This is a genomic window from Sorangium sp. So ce204, from assembly GCF_051526795.1.
Classification (GTDB): Bacteria; Myxococcota_A; Polyangia; order Polyangiales; family Polyangiaceae; genus Sorangium; species Sorangium cellulosum_B.
The window spans coordinates 9076919-9103560 of the sequence record NZ_CP150317.1 but is presented as its reverse complement, the minus strand read 5'-3'; the positions used below and the strand labels follow the sequence as shown (position 1 = coordinate 9103560).

Sequence of the window (26642 nt, the reverse complement as noted above, 5' to 3'; positions counted from 1 at the left end):
CCCTTGGCGGGTATGGCTGCTGGACAGAGGCGCGGCCGGCCGGCGCGCGCGCTGGGCCTTGCGCCGTCGATCCGCGCGCTCGCGCCCGGCGGCGGCGCGGCCCCGCGCCCGCCCGACGACCGCCCTGTCCTCCGGCTCGCCGTCAGCAAGGGCGCGCTCGCCATCGAGCTCGGGGAGCCGTTCGCGCTCGGGCCGCTCCGCGTCACCGAGCTCGTGGTGCGGCTCGCCGGGATCCGGTTCCCCGTCGACCTCTCCGGCGGCGTGGCGCGCTTCCGGCACCGGCGTGGCCAGCTCGCCCGGCTCTCCGTCGAGGCGCAGGGGACCGAGCTCGCCGGCTGGGCCGCGCCGCGGCTCCGCGGCCTCCTCGGCGACGGCGCGCCGCAGCTCCTCATCGCGCCCATCGAGGACGGCGCGCTGGTCGCGCTGCGATCCGGCGAGACGGCGCTCGCGTTCGACGTCGCCGTGGCCCCGGGGGAGCGCGCGCTCAGGCTCCTGCCGGAGCGCGCCCGCGGCATCGGCCTCGCCGCCCCGCCGCACGCGCTCGCGCTGCAGGCGCTCTCGATGATGGCGGGCGCGCACGGGCGCCTCGTCGAGGGCGCGATCGTTCTGGACGCCGCGGTCGAGCGGATCGTCCGCCTGCTCCTGCCCGCGGCGGGCGCGAGGGCGCCCGCGGTGGAGGGGGTGCAGTGGGCCGTGGTCACCGCGGAGGCGGGCCGCTTCCGCGCCGAGGGCGCGCTCGGCGCGGCGCCCCCCGCGCTGGGCGACCGCGCGCTCCGGGCGCTCGAGGCGGCCGAGCTCGCGGGCGCCGCCGACGAGCTCGCGTCCGCGGGCGGGCTCGACGAGGCGCGGCGCGCCTACCTCGCCGCGCTGGAGCGCGCCCCGCGGCACCCCGAGATCTCCTCGCGCCTCGCCTGGCTCGACCTCGTGATCGGCGAGCGCGCAGAGGGGGCGCTCTCGACCGTCGTCGACGCCATGCCCGCCGTGGACGCCGGCCTCCTCGGCGGCGCGCTCCTCGAGGCGGTCGGCGATTACGACGGCGCGTTCTCCGCGCTCGCGCGGGCCGCGCACGCGGAGCCTTACGGCCCGCTCGCCGCGCTCGCGTGGCTGCGCGCGGCGGCGCTCGCGGACGCCGTCGACGTGCGCCTCGACGCGCTGAACCTCGGCGTGGCGCGCGCGCCCGGGATCGAGGCGCTGCGGTGGGCGCGATTCCACGCGCGGCTCGACGTCGCCGACGTGCGCGGCGCGCTCGCGGACGCCGAGCACCTCGAGGCCTCCGCGCGCGGCGCCGAGGCGCGCCACGCCGTGTCTCGCAGGGCCGCGGAGGCGTTCCTCGCGCGGGGCGACGTCGCCGACGCGCGGGTGCTCTTCGAGCGGGCGCTCCGCTACGCGCCGGAGAGCCCCGACGTTGTCGCGGGCCTCGGGCGCTCGCTGCGGGCGGCGGGGGAGGGGAGGCGCGCGCTCGACCTCCTCGCCCGGGCGCGCGCCCTCGCCGCGCGCAGCGGCGCGCCCGCGTGCGCGCTCGATCTGGAGCTCGGCCGCGGCCTCGCGGAGATCGCGGGGGATCTCCCGGCGGCGATCGCGCGCGTGCGGAGCGTCCCGCCCGGCGCGCCGGAGGCGCTGGAGGCGCGGCTGCTCGAGGGCCGCTGGTGCGCCGGGCTCGGCGATCTCGGGGGAGCGTCGGTCGCGCTCGGGCGGCTGCGGGACGCGGTGGAGCTCGCCCTCCAGGGCCGCGCGGACGACGCGGGCCCCGCTCGCGCGAGGGGAGCGCCGTTCGGCGACGGCGCCGCCGCCGTCGCGGCCCTGCTCGCCGAGGCCGCCGAGATCGAGGAGCGATCCCGGGGGGATCTCCTCGCGGCGCAGCGACAGCTGGGCCTCGCGCTGCGCCTCCGGCCGCGCGATCCGGGCATCAACGCCGCGTTCCGCCGCGTCTCGGGCGAGATCGCGCCGCCTGTCGCGCCTGTCCCGGCGGCGCCGCCCGGCCCGGTCCAGCGGCCCCGCGCGGCCGAGCAGCGGATCGAGGTCCACGTCGCGGCCCCGCGCCGGCGCACGATCCCGCCCGAGCCCGTGGTGATCGCCCCGGCGCCGATCAAGCCTCCCCCTGTCCCCCGCGCGCCGGCCGCCCCGCCCAGGGCCGCGCCGATCGACCCCGGGACCATCGACGAGATGCCCACGCTCGATGGATCCGACACGTCGACCGACCTCACGGCGCCCATCCCCAGCAGCGTCACGCTGGCGGAGGGGCAGGTGCCGTTGGCCCGCGCGTTCGGCGTCGACGACGAGCTCCTGGCCGAGCGGCTGGCCGATCGGCTCCGCGCCGATCCCGCCGACCAGGGGGTGGCGATGGCGCTCGCCGATGTGCTCGAGCGGCTCGGTCGCGACCTCGATCTCCTCGCCCTGCTCTCGGCGCGGATGGAGGAGGGGGACGACGCCGTCCGCCTGGAGGTCGCGCCGCGGCGGCGCGACGTGCTCGCGCGGCTCGCCGCTCGGGCGCGGGCCGAGGGGCGCGACTCCGAGGCGGAGCTCTACGAGATGCTGCTCCAGAGCGAGCCCGCCTGAGCGCGCCCGCCTGAGCGCGCCCGCGCGGTCTGCGCCCGAGCGGTCTGCGCCCGAGCAGCGAGCCGCGCGCTTGGCCCACGCGCCGCGCCCGTGATAGCCCGAGCTCTTGCGCAGCGCGCGCAGCGCTTGGAGGTGCAGCATGGCCGAGCAGCCGTCGAACCGCGCCCAGCAGGAGGGCTCGCCGTGCGAGCCGGGCGCCTCGCCCGCGAAGGCGGGCCGTCCGATCATCGTGCAGAAGTACGGCGGCTCATCGGTCGCCGACGTCGACAGGATCGGCAAGGTCGCCGAGCGCGTCGTCGCCGCGAAGCGCGCCGGCAACGACGTCGTCGTCGTGGTCAGCGCGATGGGCAAGACCACCGACGGCCTGCTCGCGCTCGCCCGGCAGGCGGCGAGCGCGGCCGCGGATCCTCCCCGGCGTGAGCTCGACATGCTGCTCTCGACCGGCGAGCGCGTGTCGATGGCGCTCCTCTCGATCGCCATCCAGGCCCGGGGCTTCGAGGCGATCTCGTTCACGGGCTCCCAGTCCGGCATCCTCACGAACGATCGCCACTTCGACGCGCGCATCATCGAGGTCCGCCCGTTCCGCATCGAGGACGAGCTCGCGCGCGGCCGCATCGTGATCGTCGCCGGCTACCAGGGGATGAGCTACCGCCGCGAGATCACGACGCTCGGCCGCGGGGGCTCCGACACAACGGCCGTGGCGCTCGCGGCGGCGCTCTGCGCCGAGCGCTGCGAGATCTACAGCGACGTCGACGGCGTGTACTCGGCCGACCCGCGGGTCGTCCCGGACGCCCGCCACCTGCCCGAGCTCGACTGCGCGGTCCTCCAGGAGATGGCCGAGTGCGGCGCGAAGGTCGTCTGCGCCCAGGCGGTCGAGTGGGCGCGGCGCTCCGGCGTGGCCCTCTACGCGCGGTCGACCTTCGACGCCGGCCCCGGCGCGCGGGAGACGGTGGTGCGCCGGTCCGCGCCGGGCTCGGCGCCTCCGGCGCTCGCGGCGCGCGCGATCGTCGCCGAGGGCAACGTCGTCCTCGCGCGGGCTGACGGCGGGCTCCGGCTCGACGAGGTCGTCCGCGCGGCGGGCGATCTCGGGCTGGGCTTCCGGGATCTCTCCTTCGGTCACGGCGGCGGCGCGTTCGTGATCCCGCTCCTCAACGTGCCCGAGTGGCAGGGCGCCAGGCGAAAGCTCGCCGCGCTGCTGCCGTCGCTCGAGCTCGTCGAGGGGCTCGCGGCGGTCAGCGTCGTCGGCGACGGGCTCTCCGCGACGGCGGAGCCGCTCGCGCGCTTCGTGGAGGTCCTCGCGCGCGCCGGCATCGCGCCTCGGTTCACGGTCGCGGGCCCCCTGCGCCTCGGCGCCCTCGTCGACGCCGCGGACGTCGCGGCCGCGCAGCGCCTGCTGCACGCGTCGTTCGTCGGCGGCTGAGCGCGCCGCGCGCGAGGCGAGCGATGTGCGAGCGCGGCGAGCCGGCGCTCGCGCGCCGCCCGCGCGGCGGAGGACGACCGTCAGTGCTTTCTCTGTCGCGTGAGCGCGACGAGCCCCGCCCAGCACGCGACCCACACGACCTCGCGCGACGCGTCCCAGGCGATCGCCGCCGGTCCGATCGACGCGGCCTCCTCGTCGGGGGCGCCGGGGGGCGTCGCACCGAGCTCGGCGACGAGCGTCGGGGCGGCGTTCGACGGGACGTGGACCAGCTGCGCCCGGCGCTCACCCTCGCGCGCGACGAGCGCGAGCAGCGGCGACGCCTTGTGGTCGCCCGCGAAGGCGAGGGCGGCGACCACCGCGAGCCCCTCCAGCACGCGGAAGGTCTCGCCGCCGTTGCGCGACACGCAGAGGAGCCCGGCGCCGGAGATCGCGATCGAGCGCCCGCCGGCCGCCGCTGCGAGCCTGCAGTCGTCGGCCTCGGCCGCGCGCCGCGCCGCCCCCGACAGCGGCACGACCGGCGAGCCTTCGTCGTCGCCGCGGAGCCGCTCGAGCTGCGGTCCTTCGGCCGCGCTCGTGAGCGCGACGATCACCCCCTCGCTCGCGCTCATCCGGAGCACGCCGTCCCGCAGCGCGGGCCCGGGCGACAGGGAGAGCGCGCCCTTCGACGGCGTCGGCGCGCCGTCGCGGCGGGGCGAGCCCGCGGCCACGGCGGAGGCGGTCTCCGGCGGCGAGACGACCGCGCCGGCCGCGGGCGACCACAGCGTCTTGCCGGCCAGCACCCACAGGCGCCCCGGCGTCGTCGCGAGCGTCACCGGCGCGCCGCCCGAGCCCCACGCGCCGAGCGGGCTCGCGCTCTTCCCCCGGTCGTCGCTCAGCAGCAGGTTGCCGCGGCGCGTGGCGATGAGGATCGCGCTGTCCGACAGCGCGATCGAGGAAGCCGACGTGTCGATGCCGGCGCGGCGCGCGGAGAGCGCCCCCGCGTCGACGACGAGCACGGCCCCGCGCTCGCCGCCCGCACGCTCCGCGCGGCGCGGGCGGCCTCCCGATCGCGCGGCGGGCTCGCTCGTCAGCCCGGGCTCTGCGCCGGCGCTGCCCGCGACGACGTAGCCGCCGGCCACCGCGAGCGTGCTGCACGGGACGGCGGCGCCCGCGTCCTCGACGACGACCCAGGGCAGCGCGTCCCAGACGGGGGCCTGGTCGTCGGGCAGATCGGGCAGCTCTGCGAGCAGATCTTCGCCCTCGTACGCGCCGTCCTGGTCCGCGTCGAGCGCCGGCAGCTCCCCCTCGTCCACGTCGTCCGCCGGGTCCTCTCCCGTCCCTTCCGCGCCGCCGTCGTCGCCGTGCGGCCCGCCGTGATCGTCGAGATCGTCCTGCTCGGCGTCGCTCTGCTCGACGGCCTCATCGGACAGCCACGTGCTCGCGTCGGCCTCCGCGATCCCCTCGTGGAGCGCCCCGACGTCGACGCCTTCTTCCGCGGGCTCGTCCTCTCCGGTCCCGCCGTCGTCCACGGCGAGCTCGACGCCGATCTCGAGGTCGCTCGCGTTCGCGTCGTCGAGCCCCTGCTCCGCGTCGTCGAGGGTCTGCAGGAGGTCGTCGAAGCCCTCGTCGCCCCCTTCTTCCTCGTCGTGCCCGAGCGGCGGCAGGTCGATCAGCTTGCCGTCGTTCTCGTCGTTCTCGTCGTGCTCGCGCTCGTCGTCATCGACGGCGGTCTTCGGCTGCGGCGCCGGGCACGTCTCGCGGCGCTCCTCCATTCGCTCGCTGCAGGCTCGTGAGGCTGACATCGGCGGGAGTGTAGCGCCCCTCGCGGCGCTTTCGCCCCGCGCGGCGATCCCCGAGCGCTCCGTGGGCCCCAGAGCCCGCCTGCCCCGGCTCGCGGCGGTGGCTCTCGTCGGCTCCCGTCGGCTCTCGTCTGGCTCGGGCCCGCGGCCCGTCGCCTCCCGACGACGCCGCCGGCGAGCCGCCCGTGCGAAGGAGGAAGGGTGAAGGTGAGCGGCCCGACGATCTCGCGCCGCTTTGGCGGGCTAGAGAACGCCGCGGGGCCCGCGGATCGAGGGAGGAACGCGGCCTCTTGACGCGGCGAGGGGGCTGGCCATCCCCGCCGGGTGTGCCCGCTGGATCCCTCCGGCGAGCGGTGCTTAGCTCCGCCGTCCATGGGCCGGAACGACAGCAATTCCAGGCGAGTCGCGTCCGCGTCTCCGGCCGGCGGGCAGCCATCGGGCGCCGCGGAGCAGCTCGGGCCCGCGCGCGGCCCCCTCTCGATCGCGGATGCGAGCGCCGGGATGCTGGTGCAGCACGTCCTGGTCCACCCAGCGGACGTCGTGTTCGTGAAGAGCATCGTCGAGGCGAGCGACGGCGTCGCGCTCCTGTTCGCGGATCGCGGCGGAGAGCTGACGCTCGCGGCGCCGCTCGGACGGGGCGACGAGTTCGCCGAGCTCGTGCGCGATCTGGAGCGCGACGTCGGGGCGCGTCGCCGCGACGCGCTGCGCTGAGGGTGGCATGACGGAGCGCCGCGACCCGAGCTCGGTCGATCTCGTCCAGGAGCCCTCGCTGGACGCCGCCGCGCCCGACGGCGCGGCGCAGGGCCTGCCCGCGTCGTCGGGCGCGCTGCTCGATCCGCGCATCCTCGCCGCCTGGCGGGAGTGGCTCGCCGCGCTCGCGACCGACGCCGAGGCGGCCATCGCCGCAGCGCACGTGTACGGGGAGCTCGGCCCCGAGGCGCGCGAGGCGTGGCTCGACGTCCTCGCGGAAGACGCGCCCAAGCTGCAGGTGCCCGCGGTGGCGATCTATGCGCCGCTCCTGTCGGTCGAGAGCGACGCCGGGCGCCGCGAGCGGATCGAGGTCGCGATCGAGGGGGGGGAGCATGCGCCGCGCCCGGCGGGCGGCTTCGCGCTGCGCGGCGTCGCCGCGGGGGGCGATCGCGTGGTGGCGCTGGTGACGCCGCTCTACCTGCGCTTCGTGCGGGTGCTCTGGTGTCGCTATCTCCCCGAGGATGGCATCGCCTGGGCGCGGCACGATCCCATCGTCCGCGCGGAGGACGCCCCGGGTCCGGGGATCCTGCTCGACGGCGCGCAGCTCGAGGCCACGCCGATCAAGCTGGTCATCGAGGAGCTGTGCCATGCCGTCCTGGCGCAGCGGCGCAAGGGCGCCGAGCTCCCACCCTCGCTGCAGCTCTGCGCCGATCTCTTCGACGCCCACCTGGAGGGTGATCCGCTTCCATGAGGCCGCTCGCGCCGGTGTGCACGCCGCTCCTGCTGCTCGCGATCGGCTGCGGCGGGGGCGGCGACGCCGTCCGGGAGCCGGCGGCGGGGCCGCCGCTCGCCGCGGCGGCGCCGGCGCCCGGCCCGGTGCGGAGCTTCTCGTACGAGACCCTCGACGGCCGCGAGCTCTCGACCGGGTCGCTCTCGGGCAGGTTCAGCGTGATCGGCTTCGTCGCGACCTACGATGTGGCGTCCCAGGCGGAGGCGCGGTTCCTCGCGGGGCTGTTCCGCGATCACACGCCGCGCATCAACGCGGCGCTCCTTGTCCTCGAGGCGAGCGAGAACCGGCCGCTCGTCGAGGCCTTCGTCGCGGCGCTCAAGCTCCCGTACCCGGTGGCGCTCGCGGACGCCCCGACGATCGCCGGAGAGGGGCCCTTCGCCGGGCTGCACCACGTGCCGAGCGTCGTCGTCCTCGACGCAGGGGGCCGGGAGGTCTTCCGGCACGTGGGTCTCATCACCCAGGAAGCGCTCGAGGAAGTCCTCCGCGGCCTCGAGCGCGCGAGCGCGCGGCCCGCGCGGTAGGCAAGGCAGCGCTGCCCGTCGAGATCGCGGCGCCGGGCGGAAAATCGCGTGTGGACGAACCATGGGGGCGGCGTCCGAGCGGCCGTGGCGCGCGCTGCCGACTTCCTGCTGAGGATGGCAATTCCGTGTGGCCTATTGGAATGCTGTTCACGGCGTTGCGTGGTGCGCTTTGCCGGGAGGAGAGATGCAGTCCTTTTTCTTCAGCTGGGGCGGTCTGCCTGGGCGATGATGGCGCGCATGATGATCGACCACATCGGTTTTCCAGTCTCGGATTATGAGCGGAGCAAGGCCTTCTATCTGGCGGCCCTGGCCCCCCTTGGCTACGGGCTCGTGATGGAGATAACGCCCGAGATGACCGGAGAGGCGGGCACCCACGCCGGCCTCGGGCCTGAGGGGAAGCCCGACTTCTGGATCGGCACGGGAACACCGCTGCAGGGCGGCTTGCATGTCGCCTTCGTCGCGAAGACGCGGGCCGACGTCGACGCGTTTTACCGGGCCGCGCTCGCTGCTGGAGGCGTCGACAACGGTCCGCCGGGGCTACGGCCGCAGTACCACCCGGGCTACTACGGCGCGTTCGTGCGTGATCCTGATGGGCACAACATCGAAGCGGTCTGTCACGGCGGGTGACGGTCGACGGAGCATGGCGAGCGCTCCTCTCCGGCGCTCGCCGCCCGCCCCTCCTCGCCCTCGGCGACCGTCCTTTGCTCGTGCTCAGAGCCTGCCGAGGAGCTCTGTCTTCTTCGCAGCGAACTCCTGCTCGGTGATGAACCCCTTTTGCCGGAGATCGGCGAGCCGCTCGATGGCGGCGAAGATATCCCCTTCCTGCGCCGGAGCAGGGCGGGGGGCGTCCGCCTGCACCGGAGCGGCCGCTTGCGCCGGAGCGGGCGGGGCGATCGGCGCCTGCTTCACGGCGAGGTCGCCGGAGATGATGGGCAAGCTCAGCACGCTCACCACGCCGTACTGGCTGGTGAACGTCACGGACGCCCCCGACCCTTGCTGCTGCGAAACGCCGCCGATCTGGTGATCGAGCGTGTCATAGACGCTGACGCGCCCGTTGACCTCGACGGCCAGGCGCCGCGCGCCGGGGAAGTAGGCATATCGGACGTTGTTCTGCGATCCGCTGGAGCTCGGCACGCCGAGCTCCCCGGGCCACCAGCTGCCCGAGCCCCCTCCCGAGCCCGGGACGAACAGGCTGACCGGCGATCCCCCAAACCCTCCACTGCCACCTTGCTGCTGCTGCTGACCGCCCTGCGATGGATAACTCGGGGGCGCTGGAACGAAGGGCTGGCTGGCCAGCAGGCTGGACAGCTCGGAGCACAGGCCGTCCACCTTGGCCTTGAGGCCGTTGTTGAACATGTCCCCGACCATGGTCATGCCGCCCTGCATCCACTGCCCGCCGCCGCCCAGCTCGGGGTGGTAGAACTGCGCCATCGTTCCATGGCCGTTCACGAGCGCCTGCAACAGCGTCATCACCGCGTCGGTGCTGACGAAATAGCGCTGTGACAGGTCGGAAACTCTCTGCTGACCTTCGAGGGTGAGTTGCTGCATGGTGAGGCGCTCCGGGAGGAAGCGCCCACCCTTGCACTGCGGTGCGTCGATCGCAATGCGAGCGAGCGACGATGACGGCGATACGGCGATCAGCCAGCGAGCTTGCGGACGCTCGCGAGCTGGACACAGACAGCGACGACGTCCATGGCGACGCGGATCTGCTCCAGCGGCGGCATCGAGGGCGCGACCCGGATGTTGCGGTCGCGAGGATCGCGGCCGTACGGGTACGTCGCGCCGGCGCCGGTCAGCTTCACGCCCGCCTTGTTGGCCAGGCGCACCACCTCTTTCGCACAGCCGTCGAGGGTGTCGAGGCTGACGAAGTAGCCGCCGCGCGGCGAGGTCCAGGTGGCGATGCCCTTGCCGCCGAGCTCGCGCTCGAACGTGGTCGTCACCGCCTCGAACTTGGGCCGCATGAGCTCGGCGTGCCGCTGCATGTGGCCCAGCAGGCCCTTGTAATCCTTGTAGAAGCGCACGTGCCGCAGCTGGTTCACCTTGTCCGGACCGATGGTCTGGATGCCGAGGTGCTTCTTCGCGTCCGCCACGTTCGCGGGGCTCGACGCCATGGCGGCGACGCCGCTGCCGGCGAACGAGATCTTCGACGTGGAGGCGAAGACGATCGGCCGGTTGGGGTGGCCCGCGGACTGGCACGCCGGCACGATGTTCGCGAGCTTGTCGCCCTCGGCGTAGAGGTCGTGGACCGCGTAGGCGTTGTCCCAGAAGAGGCGGAAGTCCGGGGCCGCCGTCTTCATGGCCGCGAGCCGGCGCACGACCTCGGCGCCGTACGTGGTGCCCGTGGGGTTGGAGTACTTCGGCACGCTCCACATGCCCTTGATGGCCGCGTCCTCGGCGACGAGCTTCTCGACCTGGTCCATGTCCGGGCCGTCGTCGCGCAGGTCGACCGTGATCATCTCGATGCCGTGGTGCTCGCAGATCGCGAAGTGGCGATCGTAGCCGGGGCTCGGGCACAGGAACTTCACCTTGGGCTGCTTCACCCAGGGGCCGCTGCCGTCGGGCACGCCGTGGATGAGCGCGCGGACCACCGCGTCGTGCATCATCGTCAGGCTGCTGTTCCCGCCGACGATGACCTGCTCCGAGGGGACCTCGAGCATCTCGGCGAAGATGGCCTTCATCTCGGGCAGGCCGTCGAGGCCGCCGTAGTTGCGTGTATCCGAGCCGTCCGAGGCGATGAGGTCGCCCGCGCCGGGCAGCGCGAGCATGCCGTTCGCGAGATCGAGCTGCTCGGACGACGGCTTGCCGCGCGTCATGTCGAGCTTGAGGCCGCGGGCTTCAAAGGCAGCAAAACGCGCCTCGAGCTCACGGGTGAGCGAGGCAAGAGCATCGGGAGACAACGAGCGCAGTTCGGTCATGGCGCGCGATATCTAGCAGAATTTCGCGCGTGCGTCGCGGCCGGACGGCGCGGCGGGCGGGGCGGCGCGGCGCGCCGATCGCGGAGAGGCTGAGGGGGCCGCCGGGCGCAGCTCGCCCGGCGGCGTCCGCCTCGTCCGCCTCACTCCGCGGCGATGGGCTCCACGCTGTTCGCCCCGTGGCTCACGTGGCGAACCTCGGGGTTGTTCTCGAAGTACGCCTTGCCGGCCAGGCGCTTGACCAGCGGGCTGAACCGCTCCGCGGCCTTGCCGCCGACGATGTCGCGGAGCAGCGCGACGTCCTCGCGCGCCCGGGCGAGCGTCTCCGGGTCCGTGAGGAAATCCTTCGCCGCCTTCGCCTTGGCCGGGGCCGCCATCACGGCGTCGCGGAGCGCGCCCGCCGCCGCCCTGGCCTTGCCCGCGGCGCGCTCGGCGGCCGTCTGCTTGATGAGCGGCGCCACCTCGTAGACGAGGTTGGCGGCCGAGCCGGCGACGCGGTGCGGCGCGTGGTGGAGCGGGCTCGCGTACTTCGGGTTCCTCGCGAGGAACGCGCGCACCTCGGCCTCCGTGACGCCCGCCTCCTCGTAGGCGCGGGTGAGCTCCTGCTCGGCCAGGATGCGCGCCTTGAACATGTACATCTGGATGCGCGAGTAGAAGTTCGTCGCGCCGTCGCCGCTCGTCTCCACCGCGCAGAAGATCGTCCCGGGGTAGCGCGACGTGATCAGCGACTGGACGCCGTCGGAGACGCCCGACGAGGGCATGCAGCCGAACGGCTTCACGCTCACCGTCACGTGCGCCTTCGACTTCACGGCGTTCACGATGAGCTTGCCGACCTCCATGTGCCCCTCGCCGCCGCGGAGGTCGTTCGAGTAGTAGTCCTTCGCCACCTCCGCCACGAGCTCCATGTCCGGAAGGTGGTAGTCGAGCAGGCCGAGCGGCAGCGCGAACGCCTGGAAGCCGACGCGCAGCGCGCCCTCGGCGAGGCGCATCGTCGCGAGGCGCTTCGCCACGCCGAACTCGTCCAGGCTGGCGAGGCCGTAGTTGCCCTCGTCGGCGCCGCGCAGGTCGCGCCGCTCGCGGGTGTCTCGGGCGCACTCCCAGATGTTGTAGAGCAGCCACGCCGTCGTGAGCTGGATGTCGTTCTCGCCGCCCTCGCTCTCGAGGAACTTCTGCAGGGCGTAGTTGCCGTCGCCCTCGGTCGTCATCGCCCAGAACTCGCCGATGATCGACGTCTTCGCCTTGGGCCGGAGCTTGTCCACCCGGACGCCCTCGAACTCCTTGCGCGCCTCGTAGAGCGCCTTGAACACGTTCGTCTGCTCGTAAAGCGCCTTGTAGAGGATGCGCTTCGCGCTCTCCATCGCGCGGTTCGTCGCGCCCGGCTCGACCTCGTAAGGCCGGATCCGGTAGCCGAGCGCGTTCAGCGTGTCGCCGCAGACGATGGCCTTGATGATCGCGATGAAGAACGCAGGGTTCATCTCGAGCCCGACGTCGTCGCCCGTCGCCTGCGAGAGCCCGCCGGTCTGCTGGAAGAGCATGACCCGGAAGCCGTCGAAGCCGGCGTCGCGGAGCGCCTTCCTGTACTCGGTCACGTACATGCCGAACCGACAGGGCCCGCACGCGCCCGCCGTCAGGAACACGTAGTTCTTGATGATGTCCTCGGTGGACATCCCCTGCTTGTCGCGCAGGTCGATGAGGTACTTCACGAGGCCGCCGACCGTGAAGTACGTCGGGTTGCACTGGCCGCGGTTGCCGAACTCCTTGCCCGTCTGCAGCCCCGCGTTGTCGCTCATCCCGAAGTAGTGGACGTTGTAGCCGAGGCCCTTCAGCGCGCCCTCGCACAGGAAGTCCTGCGCGGCGGTGAGGCCGCTGATGAGGAGCGTGACGCTCTCGCGCTCCTTCTTCGTCATCTTCGGCTTGAGCATGTTGTCGACCCACTGGCGCCGCTCGGCCTTGAGCCCGAGCCGCTCCCGCTCGGCCTCCTCGAACGCCCTGAGCTCCGCCTCGATGTCGACGTCGGTCTTGATGGATCGCGTCTCGCCCGCCAGAGGAAGGCGCGTCTTCTGCGTGGTGGTCGTGCTCGTCGTGCTCGTGTGTTGCATGGCGTGGCTTCCCTTCGCTTGGATGCTGGAAGGGGCGGCCCCGCCGTCCCCCCCTCGACCTTCGACGTGGTTCAGGCTTCCAGGGGGACGACGGTCCCGTCGGACTGCTTCTTCTTGAGCTGCACGAGGCCCGTCTTCTGGGCCTCGGGCGGCGAGACCGGCGCGACGTAGCTCCGGACCTTCTCGGCGAGCGCGGCGATCTCCCGCTCGAGCGCGGGATCCGTGATCTTGCGCGCCGCCTGCTGGTCGCGCTTCAGCTGGAGCAGCTCGAGCCGCTTCTCCTCGATGCGCTGGACCAGCTGCGCCTTCTTCTTCGCCGCGTCCTCGAGCGCCTCCTCGTGCAGCTTGAGGCTGTGCGCGTACGTCTTCACGCGGATCTTGATCGACCCGCCCGGCTTGTTGGCGTCGATGTCGTGCAGCGCCGCGTACGGCGTGGCGCTCGAGCTCACGATGCTGTCGATGATCCCGTACGTCGGCGCGTCGTGGCCGCACTTGAAGCTCGAGAGATCGAGCAGGACGACGTTCGGGTGGCGGGCGGCGAACTTGGCCGCCCAGACCTTCTGCGCGCTGTTCGCCGAGTAGTTCTCCGGCCAGACGTCGTTGATGTCGAGCGGGTGCTGGCCCGTCGCGATCTCGTCCTTGAAGTACCGCGCGAGGTACTCCATGTCGCGCGGGATGGACCGCACCGAGAGGATCGGATAACCGAGCACCTGGAACTCCTCCGGGATGCCGTGGTTCAGGCCCGGGTCGGAGTGGTACGGCCGGCCGATCATCAGGATGGCCACCCGGTTCTCGGACTCGACCGTCTCGAGGATCGCCCGCCCCTTGTCCTGGAGGTCGCGCTCGAACTGCGAGAGCGCCCGCATCCCCTCGCGGTGCGCGTGATCGCTCTCGTCCTCGGTGATGCCGAGCCGCGGGCCCCAGGTCTCGAACATCCGGCGCGCCGTCAGCGTCATCTCGGAGAACGTGAGCGCGGGGTCGAGGTACTCGATGCCGCGCGTCTTGAAGAAGTCGACCTCCTTCGTGAACGCCGCCTTCATGACGTCCGGCACGCCCGCGACGATCGGGCAGCTCGTCTTGTCCATCACCCCTTCGCCGAAGCTCGGCACATGGGTGAGGATGGGGAAGAAGATGTAATGGAGCTTCTTCTCGTCGCTGTGGTGGTGGAAGAGCAGGTTGTGGACATGGGCCTGCGCCACCTTGGACGGGAAGCACGGATCGATGGAGCCGTATTTGCCGCCCTCGACCCACATCTCCTCGCTCGTCGCGTCGCTGAAGACGACGTTCTGCTTGGGGACGCCGAGCGCCTCGAAGTAGGCGCGGTAATACGGGCCTGTCGAGTAGATGTTGAGCACGCGCGGGATGCCGATGCGGACGCGGCGGAGGCGCTCCCGCACCTCGATGCCGCTCCGCCGGAACGGGCGCGTCGTCTCCACCCGGCGGATGCCGAGGAAGCCCTTCTTGACGACCGTGTCCTTCACCGGCGCGCCGTCCTCCGGGAGCGGGGCCGTGTCGTAGAAGTGCCGGAAGGCGAGCTTCGACTCGTAGTCGACGAGGTTCGGGAACTGCTTCGCGATCTTCTTCCGCTCGGCGACGAGCGCGAGCATCGCCTGCTCGCTCTCGACCGTGCCCTTCTCGCACGAGAAGCCCGAGATGTAGCGGCTCGTCGTCCCGTCAGGCCGCTTCGTGTCGATGAAGGTCCGCTTGCACTCGTTCGGGCAGAAGTGGCAGACCGTCTCCTCGTCGTTCTTCGTCGTGTATTCGAGGGCGATCGCCGCGTCGATCCCGATGAACGTCGACCGGCCCTTGCGCTTCACGACGCGGAGCGTCTCGAACGCGGCGCCGAGCGCGCCGGCCTCGCCCGTGTGCGGGTGGACGAACACCTCGGCGCCGGGGACGCGCTCCTTGATGTAATCGACCTGCGCCTTGACCGCCGCGAGGTTGTACTGCGTGCCGCCCTGCAGCACGTAGCGCGTGCCGAGCGCCGCGAGCCGTGGGATCTGCACGACGTACTGCCACACGTTCTTCGGCAGCACCTGGGCGAGCCCGGCGAGCAGCTCCTCCTTCGAGAAGCCCTCCTTCTGGAAGTTCACGCGGTCGGTGTCGAGGAAGACGGCGCAGCCGTAGCTGAACTTCGGCGCGAGCTCGGCGCCGAACGCCGTGTCGGCGTACTCGGTCACCTTCAGGCCGAACTGGTCGGCCATCGCCTGGAGCAACATGCCGTTGCCCGCAGAGCACGAGTTGGAGAGGCGGAAGTTCGCGATATCGCCGTTCTTCATGAACAGGACCTTGATGTCCTGTCCGCCGATGTCGCAGATGACGTCGACGTCGCCGAAGAACTTCACCGCGCTCATCATGTGGGCGACGGTCTCGACGATGTTGACGTCGGCGCGCATGCACTCCTGGAGCACGTCGGCCGCGTACCCGGTGCCGCCGAAGCCGAGCACATCGAGCGTCGCGCCCTGATCGAGCACGTACTGCCGTAGCTGGGAGAGCAGCTCCTTCGCGTCCTGGATCGGGTTGCCCTTGGAGAGCTGGTAGGCCTTGCAGACGATGTTCCCGTCCTCGTCGATGAGCACCGCCTTCGACGAGGTGGAGCCACCGTCGAGGCCGATGACCCCGCGCACCACCTGGCCGGGCTCGAGCTTCATCGGCGAAAACCGCGGGATGCTGTAGAGCTTCCGGAACTCGTCGACCTCGTCCCGGGTCTTCACGAGCGGCGGGCCCGCGCTCTCGCCGAGCCGGGCCTTCCTGCCGTTCGTCATGTACTCGACGAGCCCCGCCTTGCCGCCGTAGCGGCCGACCTCCGGCGCCTCCTTGAGCCCGTAGACGCACGCGCCGAACGCCGCGTAGTACTGCGCGTTGTCCGGGACGAAGATCGTCTCCTCGACCGGCTGGTCCTTCGGCCAGTCGTAGCCGCGCTCGTCCCAGGTCTCGGGGATCCGCTTGCGCCAGCACTCCTGGAGGAAGGGGAGGTAGGTGTTGGGGCCGCCGAGCAGGATCACCTTGTGCTTCAGCGTCGAGCCGCGCGTCAGCACCGACAGGTTCTGGAGGACGATCGCGTCGGCGAGCGAGCAGAGGATCTCCGTCGAGGGGATGCCGCTCTTCACGAGGTTCACGATGTCCGTCTCGGCGAAGACGCCGCACTTCGCGGCGACGTGGTGGAGCTTCGAGTCGTCGAAGTGGATCTTCACCACCTCCGTCGAGGGGAGGCCCACCTTGATCATGCACTTGTCGATGGTGGCGCCCGTGCCGGAGGCGCACTTGTCGTTCATCGACGGCGCGGCGGTCTTGTCGCCCGTCTTCTCGTCCCGCTGGAAGATGATGATCTTCGCGTCCTGCCCGCCGAGCTCGATGACGCTGCCCACGTCCGGGTGCAGGCTTTCGACCGCGAGCGTGACCGCGTTGACCTCCTGCACGAACTTGGCGCCGAGGCCGGGGCAGAGGGGCGCGGCCCCGGAGCCCGTCATGAACACCCGCCAGCTGTCCCTCGGCGACGCGGGGAACGACGCCTCGATGGTCTCGAGGAGCTCGAGCACCTTCTCCGGCTGCTTCGTCTGATGCCGCTGGTAGTCGCTCCAGAGAATCTCGAGCGTCTGCGGATCGAGCACGACGGCCTTCACCGTCGTCGAGCCGACGTCGATGCCGACCACGACCGGATCCTGGATCTGCCTTCCCATCGGGGCTCCTCCCACCGCCGTCGCCGGTCCCCAGCGTCCGACTGACTGGCTGGTCAGTCGTGATGGCTACAACGGGATGCCCGGGAAATCAAGCAATCCGGTGCGTCTTGGTCGCCGCGCGACGCCGTTTTCCGGGCATCTCGGGCCGTCGCTGCGTCCAGGGTGCAAGGTTCCGACGCCGCGCTCGGTTGCGGCGGGTTGCGGCGGGTTGCGTCGCCCGCACGGCGCCGGAGGGGAGACATCGGTCCCCAGGTGGCGGGCCGGTGATGGTAAAGCGACCGGCCCATGGACAAGGCCGAGCGCCGCCAGGCGCTCCTCCGCGCCGCGCGTACCGTGTTTTCCGAGAAGGGCTATCACGAGGCGAAGGTCGACGACATCGTCGCGCTCGCGAAGGTCGCGAAGGGGACGTTCTACCTCTACTTCCCCGACAAGCGCTCGGTGTTCGGCGAGCTCGTGCGCGGCCTCTTCTCGCGGCTCGGCGGCGCCATCCTGCGCGTGGACCCGTCGGCGGACGTCGAGGCGCAGGTCAAGCACAACATCCGCGCGATCGTGGCCGTCCTGCTCGACGATCCGGCGCTGACGAGCATCCTGCTGTCGCACGCGGCCGGGCTCGACCCGGCGTTCGTCAAGGAGCTGCGGGCGTTCCGCCAGGAGGTGAAGCTCCTGCTGCAGCAGAGCCTCGCCGAGGGGCAGCGGCTCGGCGTCATCGAGCCGGGGGACACCGAGCTCTACGCGACGTTCACGATCGGCGCGCTGAAGGAGGTGCTGTTCGAGAACGCCCTCGAGGAGCAGGCCCGCCCGCGCGAGCGGATCGTGACGGCGCTCCACGATTTCCTGCGGCGCGGCTACCTCCGGATGGACCCCGCGGCCGGGCTCGCGGCGCGGGGCCCGGAGGGCGAGCGCGCCGCGCCCGCGACGGGGGACGCCTCCGGCGAGGCGCCGGAGCGGGTGAGCCCGTCGCGCGGCCGGCGGGCCAGGTCGAGGGGCGACTGACCGGCGCGTCAGTCAGGGCGGGGACTACCCAGGTCAGGTCGGCGGCGTAGGGATCAGGCGCCGCGCACGACAACGTGCCGGATGAAATTGTGCAGCGTCCGTGTGCCGAGCTGATCCGGCGCGATGGGGGCGAGGAGCGCGGGGACGTCGCGGCCCTCGGCCTGCAGGATCTCGCTCCGCCACGCGATGTAGCCGGCGATGACGTCGTGGTCCATCTCGGGGTGGAACTGCACGCCGTAGCACGCGCTCGTGAAGCGGATGACCTGGTGGTCGTCGAGCTCGGTGAACGCGAGGCTCGTGGCGCCCTTGGGCAGCGTGCCGACCGTGTCGACGTGGGTCGCGTGCGTCTCGAAGCTCGACGGCAGGCCGTCGAAGAGCGGGTCGTCGGCGCGGCGCTGGACGCGGATCCTGCCGATCTCGCGGCCGCGCGGGTTGCGGACGACCTCGCCGCCGAGGGCCTGGGCGAGGATCTGGTGGCCGAAGCAGATGCCGAACGTGGGGGTGCCGGCGTGCACGACGCCGCGCAGCCACGCCTCGCAGCGGAGCATCCAGGGCTCGCGGTGGGGGACGTTGGCCGACGAGCCGGTGACGACGAAGGCGGCGGTCTCGGGGGCGCCGGGCGCGGGGAGCTCGTCCGTGCGGGCGTCGACGGTGGCGTATCCGCCGCTCCAGCTGGCGCCGATCGTCTGCTCGATCAGGTCCGCGAACTGGCCGCGTCGCTCGAGGACCGGGGGGACGGGCTCGCCGGTCTTCACGATGACGATCTTCTTGCGATGTCGCACCCTTCCACCATAGCGCAGCGCCGCCGCCGGGCGAGGGCGGGGCTTGGCAGCGCGGGGCCGGGGCGCGAAGATGCGCCCCGATGTCCGCATACGTCGTGTCTCGCCCCATCTGGCGTCGGTTTCGCCCGCGTTTCCTGAGCCGCGCGGCGGCGCACGTGAGGGCCGGCGGGCACGCGGCCATCGTGTTGCCGGACGAGCGGGTCGACCTCCTGCTCTCCATCGGCGAGGACGGGAAGCTCACGGAGCTCGGGCTGTGGTCGCTCCTGTCGATCGAGCAGCAGCGCTTCCGCCGCGTGGGCGAGGGGCCGGCCAAGGGGCTCGCGACGGCGCGGGTGAAGCGGCAGTACGAGGGCTCGGTCCTCGACTGGTGCGAGCGCGACAGCACGCACCCGGGGGCGATCCGCGAGGTGGCGCTCGACTGCCTGGCCTGCGGCGCCTGCTGCCACGACGCCAACGTGCTGCTCGACGAGGTGGACCTCGCGCGCTTCCGGGGCGCCGGGCGCGGCGACCTCACGGGGCGCGCCTACGTGCGGCGGGCGCGGGACGGGAAGATCACGCTGCGCTTCGCGGCGAGCGGGCGGTGCCAGCACCTCTGCGAGGACCGGCGCTGCGCCATCTACGAGATCAGGCCGGACAACTGCCGCGCGTTCGTCGTGGGGAGCGAGGCGTGCCTGTCGGCGCGCGAGGAGACGCTCGGGATACGGGACGGGGCGCCCGCGGAGCCGTGAGCGCGCTTCAGAACAGGAGCCGGACGCTTCCGCCGAGCGGACCGAGATGCAGCTCGGCCTGGGTCGTGGCGCGATCGAGCTTCATCTGACCCGTGATCCAGAGCGGTACACCCGTGAGGGCCATCGCGCCTCCGACGCTCATGAGCACGGTGGGAAAGACCCATGCGCGAGACGCGCAACCGCAGGAATCGTCGCCGCGCGGCCGGGTGAGGAAGAACATGCCTGCTCCGACGGAGCCGACGACCAGCCCGCCCACGGAGAGGCCGGTGCCCACGTCGCGCCGGGTGGTGTCGACGGCGGGCGCTGGCGCCGTCGACTCGGCGTGCGCGTTGCCCACGAGCAACAGGATCACCCCGAACGCGGCGAGACGCATGCCGTCGAGGATCCCTGCTCGCGGCGTGCCCGTCAAGACGAGGAGGGGCTCTCGATCGGTCGAGAACGTGGCGCGCGGGAACGCGAGGCTCGAGGCCACGATGCCCTGGGCCGGGCGCTCACGTCCGGACGCTCGTGAGCTGGCCCGCGATCGCGGCCTCATGGAACGCCGAGAGGTCGTGATGGGCGGCCGCCCCGTCCGGCAGGCCGTGGGTGGCCAGCCAGGCGACGCCTTCCTCGATGCTGGCGAAGACACGATGTGGAAACTGCTGGCGTCCCAGGGCGTTGAGCCCCGTGACGATGCTGCGCACGACGGACGCACGAAAGCCCGATCCGATGTGGATCACCGCCGAGTGGGACACGATACCATCCACCGAACCCAGCATTCCGGCGAGCGCGCTGCGGCTGCGCGTGTCGGGTACGATGGCTTCAGGGGTCACGACCTGCAGCAGCCACACCTTGCGGGACGGGGAGCTCGCCTGCGCCCCCAGGATCGCCGTCTTCAGGGAGGCGGCGTGGTGCGGGTGGGTCGTCTTCATCCACACCGCGGTGGCCAGGGAGCTCCAGTAGCCTACCGCGACATCCGCTGTCGCCTCGACGACCTGACAGCCCGCGTGTAGCGGGTGCTGCTCACCCGCCTGGGTGAGCGACCGCTGCGGTGCGTCGCTGAGAGGTCTCCGTGACGTCGACGATCTGTCCACTACGCTCGATTCTACGCGAACCCGGCGAAGAACACGGCGAAGAACACGGCGAAGAGTGGCCACGAGGGAGCCGTCCGACCGATGGGAACACACGGGGGCACCTGAACGAAAGAACATGTTGTGAGGTTCCGGAGGGTCGGTACGATGCCAGGTGATGCGGCTTGGGTACTGGCTCGTCGTTGGAATGGCGATGTTCGCGGCGTCCTCGGCCAGGGCAGATGCGCCGAAGACGGACGCCGCGATCCGGAAGGCCCTTATCGCCGAGTCACGAGCGGCGTACAGCGGGAGCTGCCCGTGTCCTTACGATACCGATCGAGCGGGCAGACAATGCGGCAAGCGCAGCGCTTACTCGCGGCCGGGAGGCGCGGCGCCTCTCTGTTATGATCGCGACGTGACGAAGGAGATGATCGCCGAGTACCGCGCGCGCGACGCGGGTCCTTAGCGACGCGCGGCTGGTCGTGGGCGCGGCTGGCGACGAGCACGACTACTGGAGTGCAGGAGTCTCCCAGGGGATCCAGGTGTCGGTGTCGATCGTGTACTTGGAGCGCAGGATGTCCGTGTCGACGTCCTCCTTGCCAAGGAGATACCTGTCGACGTACGCCTCGAGGTCGGGCGTGAAGCCGTTGTGCCAGACGCAGTGGTTGGTGTTCTCCTCCGATGCGCCCAGCCGGAACGGGACCCCGAGAGCCGCCCAGATCTCGCGCGCCGCCAGCGCGTCGACCCGCGCCGCCTCGGCCCCCATTCGCGCGATCGCGGAGCTCTCGATCGCCAGCAGGGCGCGAGGAGCCACCATGGCCATCAGCTCATGGTGATCGTACGGGAGCTTGTCGGGCGCGTTGTTGAACTGCATGAGGGCCGCCGCGTACCAGGGCGCCCCCTGCGCGTGCAGCAGGTTCTCCACCTCGGTCTTATCACGCTTTTCGAGCATGTCGGAGTAGCGCCACGAGATCGTCCCCCCGCCGCCTGACTCATGGGGGATGGTGAGCGCGATGCGCTCATCGAAGGCACCGGAATAGAGGGCTATCTTGCCCTGAAACGAGCAGCCGGACACCGCGATGTGCTTGGTGTCGATGTTGGCCTCGGGGAGCGCCTCGAGCGCGTCGATGATGCGGCTGATCCCCCAGGCCCAGCGGATCATGGCCCCCGCGGTGGTGCCCGGGTAAAGCTTGTAGAAGTTGCCGTCGGTCCGCGAGCCGCCGGAGAAGCCGTTCGACATCAGCTGGTCGGAGTTGAACGTGATCGTGGCGATGCCCCGGCTGCTGAAGACCTGGGCAGGAAGGCTGCCCGTGGGCGAGTTGACGCCGATGATCGCAGGGATCGGGCCGCTCGGCGCGCCCGCGGGTCGGTTGATGGGGGCGGTGATGGTGAACGAGTTGCCTCCCTCACCCACCTTGATGCTGAGCGTGCTGCCGCTGAGGCTCGCCTCGAACGTGCTCGGCTTGCCCGGCTTTTCCCCGGCCCCGTACTTCTCGATCTCGGCCTTGATCTCGGCGCGCCGGCAGCGCCAGTCTGAAACCGAGCGGATGCGATCGCCGTTCGCCATCTCGAATGGATCGGGCAGGTGCGGGATCGACTCCAGCTCGCTGAACGCAGGGAGCGGCGGTTTTGGGCAGTCCGCGCCGGTGTCCTCCACGTCATGGACGAGCGGCGGCGGGCCGCTGCTCTGGCCCCCGGTCGAGGTCGTGCTCGTGCTGCTGGACCCGCCCGTCCCGCCCGTGCCAGCGGCCACGCTCCCTGTCGAAGAGCCGCTGCCCACCGCCGAGGTCTGGCCGCTGGCCCCGCTGCTGGCGCTGACGCTGGCTCCGCCGCTCCCGGGCTCGACGGCGGACCCGCCGCTTCCCGCAGGGTCGGGGCCCGCTCCGCTCTCGGAGCTGCAGCCCGTGAGTCCAAAGAGGATGAGCAAACTTGCGGATGCGGTCAGTTCAGCGCGCATGGATCCTCGCTTGTACGTTGCAGAAAAGACGGCGGCAGAGCGGTGGAGACGCGTCATTCTGCCACCAGCGTCGTGCTGGCCCCGGCCAGACCATTCGACTTCGCGCTCACGACGATCTGCCCCTTCTGTCCAGCCTTGGCTCGGACGATCGCGAGCGCCAGTCCGTTGAACGCCTTGCGATCCTTCGATGGAAATGCGGTCATGTCCGTCGGATCGCCGTTGTCCGTCGCGACGATCTCGCCCGGTCCGCTCACCTCGAAATGGATCGAGTTCATCGCGCGAGGGGCCATTCGATCCTCGTCATCTGCCACCGCGACCGTCACGAACGAGAGATCTCTCCCGTCCCCCGCGATGGTCGACCTGTCAGGCGTCAGGAGGAGCTTGCTGGCGGCGCCGGCGGTCTTCACCGAAGCCGTCGCCCATTCCATCCCGGATTTGTAAGCGACGACGGCCAGCTCACCCGCCTCGTACCTCACGTCATCCCAGCGCAGGCGGTACTCGAGCTGCGCCTTCCGCTTGCGTCCGAGCGACTGGTCATTGAGGAACAGCTCCGCCTCATCCCCTGAGGTGTACACATGGACTGGCGTGACCTGGCCTGTCCGCTCCGGCCATGTCCAGTGCGGCAGGATGTGAGCCATGGGGAGCTCGGGGCGCCAGTACGCCTGATAGAGGTAGAAGCGGTCCTTCTTGAATCCCGCCAGATCGATGATCCCGAAGTAGGAGCTCCGCGAGGAGTCGAAGGGCGTCGGCTCTCCCAGGTAGTCGAAGCCAGACCAGACGAACTCTCCGCCCACGAAGGAGTACCTGTCCTGTGACGCGAATTCCTTGTCGGGAGAATAGGCCCAGGACGCAAAGTACAGATCGTAGGAGCTGACCTGTCGACCTGGACTGTCTTGGCCCGCGGTGTCCGACGCCGGAACGCCAGCGCCAGAGGCGACAGGGAACGTATAGACACCTCTGCTGCTCAGGGTGGCCGTGGTCTCGGTGCCCACGATGAACTTGTCCGGGAAGCTGGAATGAAACACCGGGTATTGTGCCGGCCCGCTGCGAACCCCGGTCCCCTGGTAGTTCAGGCCCACGGCGTCGATCGGCCCAGGAAATGGACCGTCGGCCTTGGCAGAGTTCATGCCGCTCACCGTCGGGCGCGTCGGGTCCTCTTCGTGACAGATACCCGTGAGCTCCTTGGCGATCGCGGCGCCCTCCGCGCCACCGCCCTGCTCACCGACCTCGTTGCCGATGCTCCACATCACCACGGAAGGATGATTGCGGTCCCTCCTCAGCAGGGACCGCAGGTCCTGCTCGTGCCAATCCGGAAAGATCTGGTGAAAGTCCAGCGCCGCCTTTTCGCGCACCCACACGTCGAACGCCTCGTCCATGACGAGGAAGCCCATCTTGTCGGCGAGCTCGAGGAGCTCCGGCGCAGGGGGATTGTGCGCAGTCCTTATGGCGTTGCACCCCATCTCCGCCAGCATCTCCAGTTGCCGCTCCAGCGCGCGGACATTCACGGCGGCCCCCAGCGCGCCCAGATCATGATGATTGTTCACTCCGTTCAGCTTGATGTGCTCACCGTTCAGAAAGAAGCCCGCGTCAGGATCGAACCTGAGCGTGCGAACACCGAACGGCGTCTCGTAGACATCGACGGTCTCGCCTTCCTGCTGCACGGTCGTCACCGCCACATATCGGTTGGGCCTCTGATGGGGGCCGGTTCCCCATAGCTTCGGGCTCGCGATGGCCCCCTCGGTGTCGGCCGTGGCGCTCGTGCCGGCGGGGATCTGCAGAGCCACAGGCGCGATGGACGCCACGGCGACGCCCGACCTGCGACCGTCTGCGTCGAGCTCGAAGATGGCTGTCGCCACGCTCACGTTGGCATCCTGCTTCGAGTCATTGTCGACGGTCAGCTTCAGGTCGACGGTCGCCGATGTCTCGGAGACCTCCGGCGTGGTGATGGTTGTGCCCCACTGAGCCACATGCACGGGCTCCGTCTTCACGAGCCATACGCTCCGATAGATGCCTGCTCCTGGATACCAGCGGGAGGATCCTGATTGCCAGTTGGCGTCCTTGGGGACCGGATTGTCGAGCCGGATCGCCAGGACGTTGTCTTCGCCGGGCTTCACGTAAGGCGTCAGGTCGAGGCGATAGGAGGCGTATCCGTAGGGCCACCCGCCCACGAACTGGCCATTCAGCCAGACCATGCTGTACGACATGGCGCCGTCGATATCGAGAAATATAGACTTCCCGGCGTCGCTCGCCGGCAGGGTCAGCTTCTTCCGGTACCACGCGACTCCCGGAGAAGGCAGGCGTCCCATGCTGCCGCTGACGCTCGTGGTGAACGGGCCTTCGATGGCGTAGTCGTGCGGCAGGTTCACTGTGTTCCATGAGCTGTCATCGTGGCTCGCGGTGACGTAGGCCACGCCGTCCCCGAGATTGCCGTCCGGACGCGCCGCCCTCTTCGCCGGGTCTTTGAGGAAGTCATTCCCGCTGGGCAGCACCCAGGATTTCACGGCAGGTGTCGAGTAAGCGAGGTCTGTCGTGTTCCCTGGCGGATCACCCTTGGTAAAACGCCAATCATCATCGATCAGCAATCGCGTCCGCGGTCGAGCACCTCCGCCGGGCTCCTCCGGTCCCCCGCCGTTTCCGGAGCTCCCGCCGTTGCCGGCCGAGCCAGGGGTCGCCTCGCCGTTGCCGGCCGAGCCAGGGGTCGCCCCGCCGTTGCCGGCCGAGCCAGGGGTCGCCCCGCCGTTGCCGTCGTGTTTGCCGCCGGCGCCAGCCTCACCGCCGCTGGACTCATTGCTGCAACCAAGGTTGCCATGGGCGAGGACTGCGAGCCCGACCGCGAGCAACGTGAACGACCTTGATCTCATGACCGTCTCCGTGGGTTTCCTGGATCACCGTCCGCTCGAGGTCGTGGCTTGTGCCATGGGAAGAACGAGGCGAACTCCAGGGAGCGCCGCCTCGCGGCGGGCGTGACATCGCCTATCTGCCCCTGTCGGCTGGAGCGCGCCCGCCCCACGGCAGCGGGCCGCAGGGGAGGGAAGAAAGAACGCGAGCGCGCGAGCGTCAGTGGAGCGTCCGTCAAGCAGTAGCGGCTGGCCCTCGAACCGGCTCACGACGAGAGCGAATAGCGCGACGATGAAATGTTGCCGTCAGAGCGTGGGCCTGCTCGCCGCGACGTGGCGACTCCCGAAGCGAGGCGTTATCACCGCTGTATTTGCTCTCGCGGTGAGCCGATCCGAGGGCGAGCCGCTACTGCCTGACGCGTGCTCCGCTGGCTCTCTATCTGGGATCGCGCAGGCAGGCGAGCTCTCGACGAAGGAGGGCGTGCGCGCACGCCGAGCGCAACTAAGTTTGGAGTACGCAAGGAGGCCTGACATGCAGCAGTCGCGCACGCCGCACCGCACCATCACCGGGACGTTCAGCAGGACGGCCATGGCGGGCGGACGCGCGGCGCCCCGCTGCCTTGCCGCGGTCGCGTCGCTCGGGCTCGCGGCCTGCGAGCAGGGGCCGATCGACGCCGTCGAGCTGACGCCGACGACGTTGACCCAGGGCATGGTCGCCTACTGGACGTTCGACGAGGGCGAAGGGACGATCGTGACCGACGGGTCCGGCAACCGGCGCGACGGCGAGCTCACCGGCGGCACATGGGTGGAGGGCGGCCGCTTCGGGCAGGCGCTGCACCTCGATGAGGGCGAGTTCATGACGGTGGGCGACTTCCCGAACGCCACCTCGAGCTGGACCGTCTCGGCGTGGGTTCGCGCGCTGGCCGACGGACCCCCGGCCAACGACACCCTGAGGACCGTCATCAGCACGGAGGACACCGGCGGATGGGAGCTCAACATCGACTACGACGGCGAGGCGCGGGGCATGGACTTCGGGTTCTGGAAGGGGCCCGAAATCAGCGACGACCACCGCCTCCGGTGTTCCTGCCTTGAGCTCCAGCGGTGGACACACGCTGCCGCTGTCGTCGACGGCGAGGGGCTCTCCATGAGCCTCTACATCGATGGGCGCCTTTACCGCACCGAGCCCATCGAGAGGACGATCTCGCCCGGTTCCACCAGCCTCTACGTCGGTCGATGGCCGCAGGAGGGTCGGCTCCTCGTCGGCGACGTCGACGACATCGCGATCTACAGCCGCGCGCTCGTTCCGGCGGAGATCGCCGAGCTCTCCCAGCACGCCGTCCCGGCGGAGGTCGAGGCGGGCATCTCGACAGGCACCCCCTACACCCTGGTCGGCGTCCAGAGCGGGCGCTGCGTGGACGTCGAAGCCGCCCTATCCACGGCCGACGACCTCGTCCTGCAGCTCTGGGATTGCAACGGCGGCACCAACCAGCACTTCCGCTTCGAGGCGGTGGACGGCGGGTATCACCGGATCCGCAGCGTCAGGAGCGACAAGTGCCTCGACGTCCGCGGCGGGTCGACCGCCGACGGCGCCTTCATCGTCCAGCTCCCCTGCGACGGCGATCCCAGCCAGCAATGGTCCGTCACCGATCCCGGCGGCGGTGCCGTCCGCATCACGTCGCGCCTCAGCGGCAAGGTCATCGACGCCCACGGCTCCCCGCCCACCGACCGCACCGCCCTCTTCCAGAGCGCTTCCAGCGGCGGAAGCAGCCAGCTGTTCACGCTGAACCCGGTCGGGACCGGCACCGACGCCGGTGCGGGCACCACCGGCGGCCCGGAGCCGTGACGCCCTC

Annotated in this window: 20 protein-coding genes; 10 read left to right on the top strand and 10 right to left on the bottom strand. The window is 71.1% G+C overall.

Annotation, left to right across the window (positions count from 1 at the left end; genetic code table 11):
* Positions 1–12 precede the first annotated feature (12 nt).
* Entirely contained in the window at positions 13–2556 is a 2544-nt protein-coding gene (locus WMF22_RS34005) for a tetratricopeptide repeat protein (protein WP_438032482.1), read from the top strand.
* Positions 2557–2695: 139 nt separating this feature from the next.
* Complete coding sequence (locus WMF22_RS34000) at positions 2696–3976, top strand: aspartate kinase (RefSeq protein WP_438032481.1); 1281 nt, start codon at positions 2696–2698, stop codon at positions 3974–3976.
* 80 nt (positions 3977–4056) lie between these two features.
* On the opposite strand, the gene WMF22_RS33995 is transcribed toward WMF22_RS34000, so the two are convergent.
* Positions 4057–5757: a hypothetical protein gene (locus tag WMF22_RS33995; RefSeq protein WP_438032480.1), complete on the bottom strand. Its 1701-nt coding sequence runs from the start codon at positions 5755–5757 to the stop codon at positions 4057–4059.
* 369 nt (positions 5758–6126) lie between these two features.
* On the opposite strand from WMF22_RS33995, the gene WMF22_RS33990 reads away from it, so the two are divergent.
* From WMF22_RS33990 to WMF22_RS33975, 4 genes are all read left to right on the top strand, one after another.
* Positions 6127–6465 (top strand): hypothetical protein, encoded by a 339-nt coding sequence (locus tag WMF22_RS33990; protein ID WP_438032479.1) that lies wholly within the window; start codon positions 6127–6129, stop codon positions 6463–6465.
* 7 nt (positions 6466–6472) lie between these two features.
* On the top strand, positions 6473–7195 hold the full coding sequence (locus tag WMF22_RS33985; protein WP_437294115.1) for a hypothetical protein: 723 nt from the start codon (positions 6473–6475) through the stop codon (positions 7193–7195).
* Entirely contained in the window at positions 7192–7755 is a 564-nt protein-coding gene (locus WMF22_RS33980) for a TlpA family protein disulfide reductase (protein WP_438032478.1), read from the top strand. Before WMF22_RS33985 ends, WMF22_RS33980 begins: the two co-directional genes overlap by 4 nt.
* Positions 7756–7995: 240 nt before the next feature.
* Positions 7996–8382 (top strand): VOC family protein, encoded by a 387-nt coding sequence (locus tag WMF22_RS33975; protein ID WP_437301647.1) that lies wholly within the window; start codon positions 7996–7998, stop codon positions 8380–8382.
* An 84-nt stretch (positions 8383–8466) separates the two neighbouring features.
* Here WMF22_RS33975 and WMF22_RS33970 read toward each other — a convergent pair whose 3' ends face one another.
* From WMF22_RS33970 to WMF22_RS33955, 4 genes are all read right to left on the bottom strand, one after another.
* Positions 8467–9303 carry an SHOCT domain-containing protein gene (locus tag WMF22_RS33970; protein ID WP_438032477.1) on the bottom strand — a complete coding sequence of 279 codons (837 nt, stop codon included), beginning with the start codon at positions 9301–9303 and terminating at the stop codon, positions 8467–8469.
* An 89-nt stretch (positions 9304–9392) separates the two neighbouring features.
* Positions 9393–10670 carry an aminotransferase class I/II-fold pyridoxal phosphate-dependent enzyme gene (locus tag WMF22_RS33965; protein WP_437294112.1) on the bottom strand — a complete coding sequence of 426 codons (1278 nt, stop codon included), beginning with the start codon at positions 10668–10670 and terminating at the stop codon, positions 9393–9395.
* 140 nt (positions 10671–10810) lie between these two features.
* On the bottom strand, positions 10811–12766 hold the full coding sequence (locus WMF22_RS33960; protein ID WP_438032476.1) for a 2-hydroxyglutaryl-CoA dehydratase: 1956 nt from the start codon (positions 12764–12766) through the stop codon (positions 10811–10813).
* Between the two features lie 71 nt (positions 12767–12837).
* On the bottom strand, positions 12838–16446 hold the full coding sequence (locus tag WMF22_RS33955) for a BadF/BadG/BcrA/BcrD ATPase family protein (RefSeq protein ID WP_438032475.1): 3609 nt from the start codon (positions 16444–16446) through the stop codon (positions 12838–12840).
* A gap of 285 nt (positions 16447–16731) precedes the next feature.
* Here WMF22_RS33955 and WMF22_RS33950 point away from each other — a divergent pair, with 285 nt between their 5' ends.
* Complete coding sequence (locus WMF22_RS33950) at positions 16732–17439, top strand: TetR/AcrR family transcriptional regulator (protein WP_438032474.1); 708 nt, start codon at positions 16732–16734, stop codon at positions 17437–17439.
* A 53-nt stretch (positions 17440–17492) separates the two neighbouring features.
* On the opposite strand, the gene WMF22_RS33945 is transcribed toward WMF22_RS33950, so the two are convergent.
* Positions 17493–18221 (bottom strand): glutamine amidotransferase, encoded by a 729-nt coding sequence (locus WMF22_RS33945; RefSeq protein WP_437294108.1) that lies wholly within the window; start codon positions 18219–18221, stop codon positions 17493–17495.
* A gap of 80 nt (positions 18222–18301) precedes the next feature.
* Between WMF22_RS33945 and WMF22_RS33940 the strand changes: the two genes are divergently transcribed.
* Positions 18302–18949: a YkgJ family cysteine cluster protein gene (locus WMF22_RS33940; RefSeq protein WP_437294107.1), complete on the top strand. Its 648-nt coding sequence runs from the start codon at positions 18302–18304 to the stop codon at positions 18947–18949.
* Between the two features lie 7 nt (positions 18950–18956).
* Here the strand turns inward: WMF22_RS33940 and WMF22_RS33935 are convergent, their stop codons facing one another.
* Together WMF22_RS33935 and WMF22_RS33930 are read right to left on the bottom strand one after the other, a co-directional pair.
* Positions 18957–19421 carry a hypothetical protein gene (locus tag WMF22_RS33935; RefSeq protein WP_438032473.1) on the bottom strand — a complete coding sequence of 155 codons (465 nt, stop codon included), beginning with the start codon at positions 19419–19421 and terminating at the stop codon, positions 18957–18959.
* A 19-nt stretch (positions 19422–19440) separates the two neighbouring features.
* Entirely contained in the window at positions 19441–20022 is a 582-nt protein-coding gene (locus WMF22_RS33930) for a hypothetical protein (RefSeq protein WP_438032472.1), read from the bottom strand.
* A gap of 184 nt (positions 20023–20206) precedes the next feature.
* Here WMF22_RS33930 and WMF22_RS33925 point away from each other — a divergent pair, with 184 nt between their 5' ends.
* The gene (locus WMF22_RS33925; protein ID WP_437301646.1) at positions 20207–20464 is read left to right on the top strand and encodes a hypothetical protein; all 258 of its coding nucleotides are present in this window, start codon (positions 20207–20209) and stop codon (positions 20462–20464) included.
* A gap of 42 nt (positions 20465–20506) precedes the next feature.
* On the opposite strand, the gene WMF22_RS33920 is transcribed toward WMF22_RS33925, so the two are convergent.
* Together WMF22_RS33920 and galB are read right to left on the bottom strand one after the other, a co-directional pair.
* A complete protein-coding gene (locus tag WMF22_RS33920; RefSeq protein ID WP_438032471.1) occupies positions 20507–21955 on the bottom strand; it encodes a glucuronyl esterase domain-containing protein in 1449 nt (482 codons plus the stop codon).
* Between the two features lie 53 nt (positions 21956–22008).
* Complete coding sequence (gene galB, locus WMF22_RS33915; protein ID WP_438032470.1) at positions 22009–24816, bottom strand: beta-galactosidase GalB; 2808 nt, start codon at positions 24814–24816, stop codon at positions 22009–22011.
* 508 nt (positions 24817–25324) lie between these two features.
* Here galB and WMF22_RS33910 point away from each other — a divergent pair.
* On the top strand, positions 25325–26635 hold the full coding sequence (locus tag WMF22_RS33910) for an RICIN domain-containing protein (RefSeq protein ID WP_438032469.1): 1311 nt from the start codon (positions 25325–25327) through the stop codon (positions 26633–26635).
* Positions 26636–26642 lie beyond the last annotated feature (7 nt).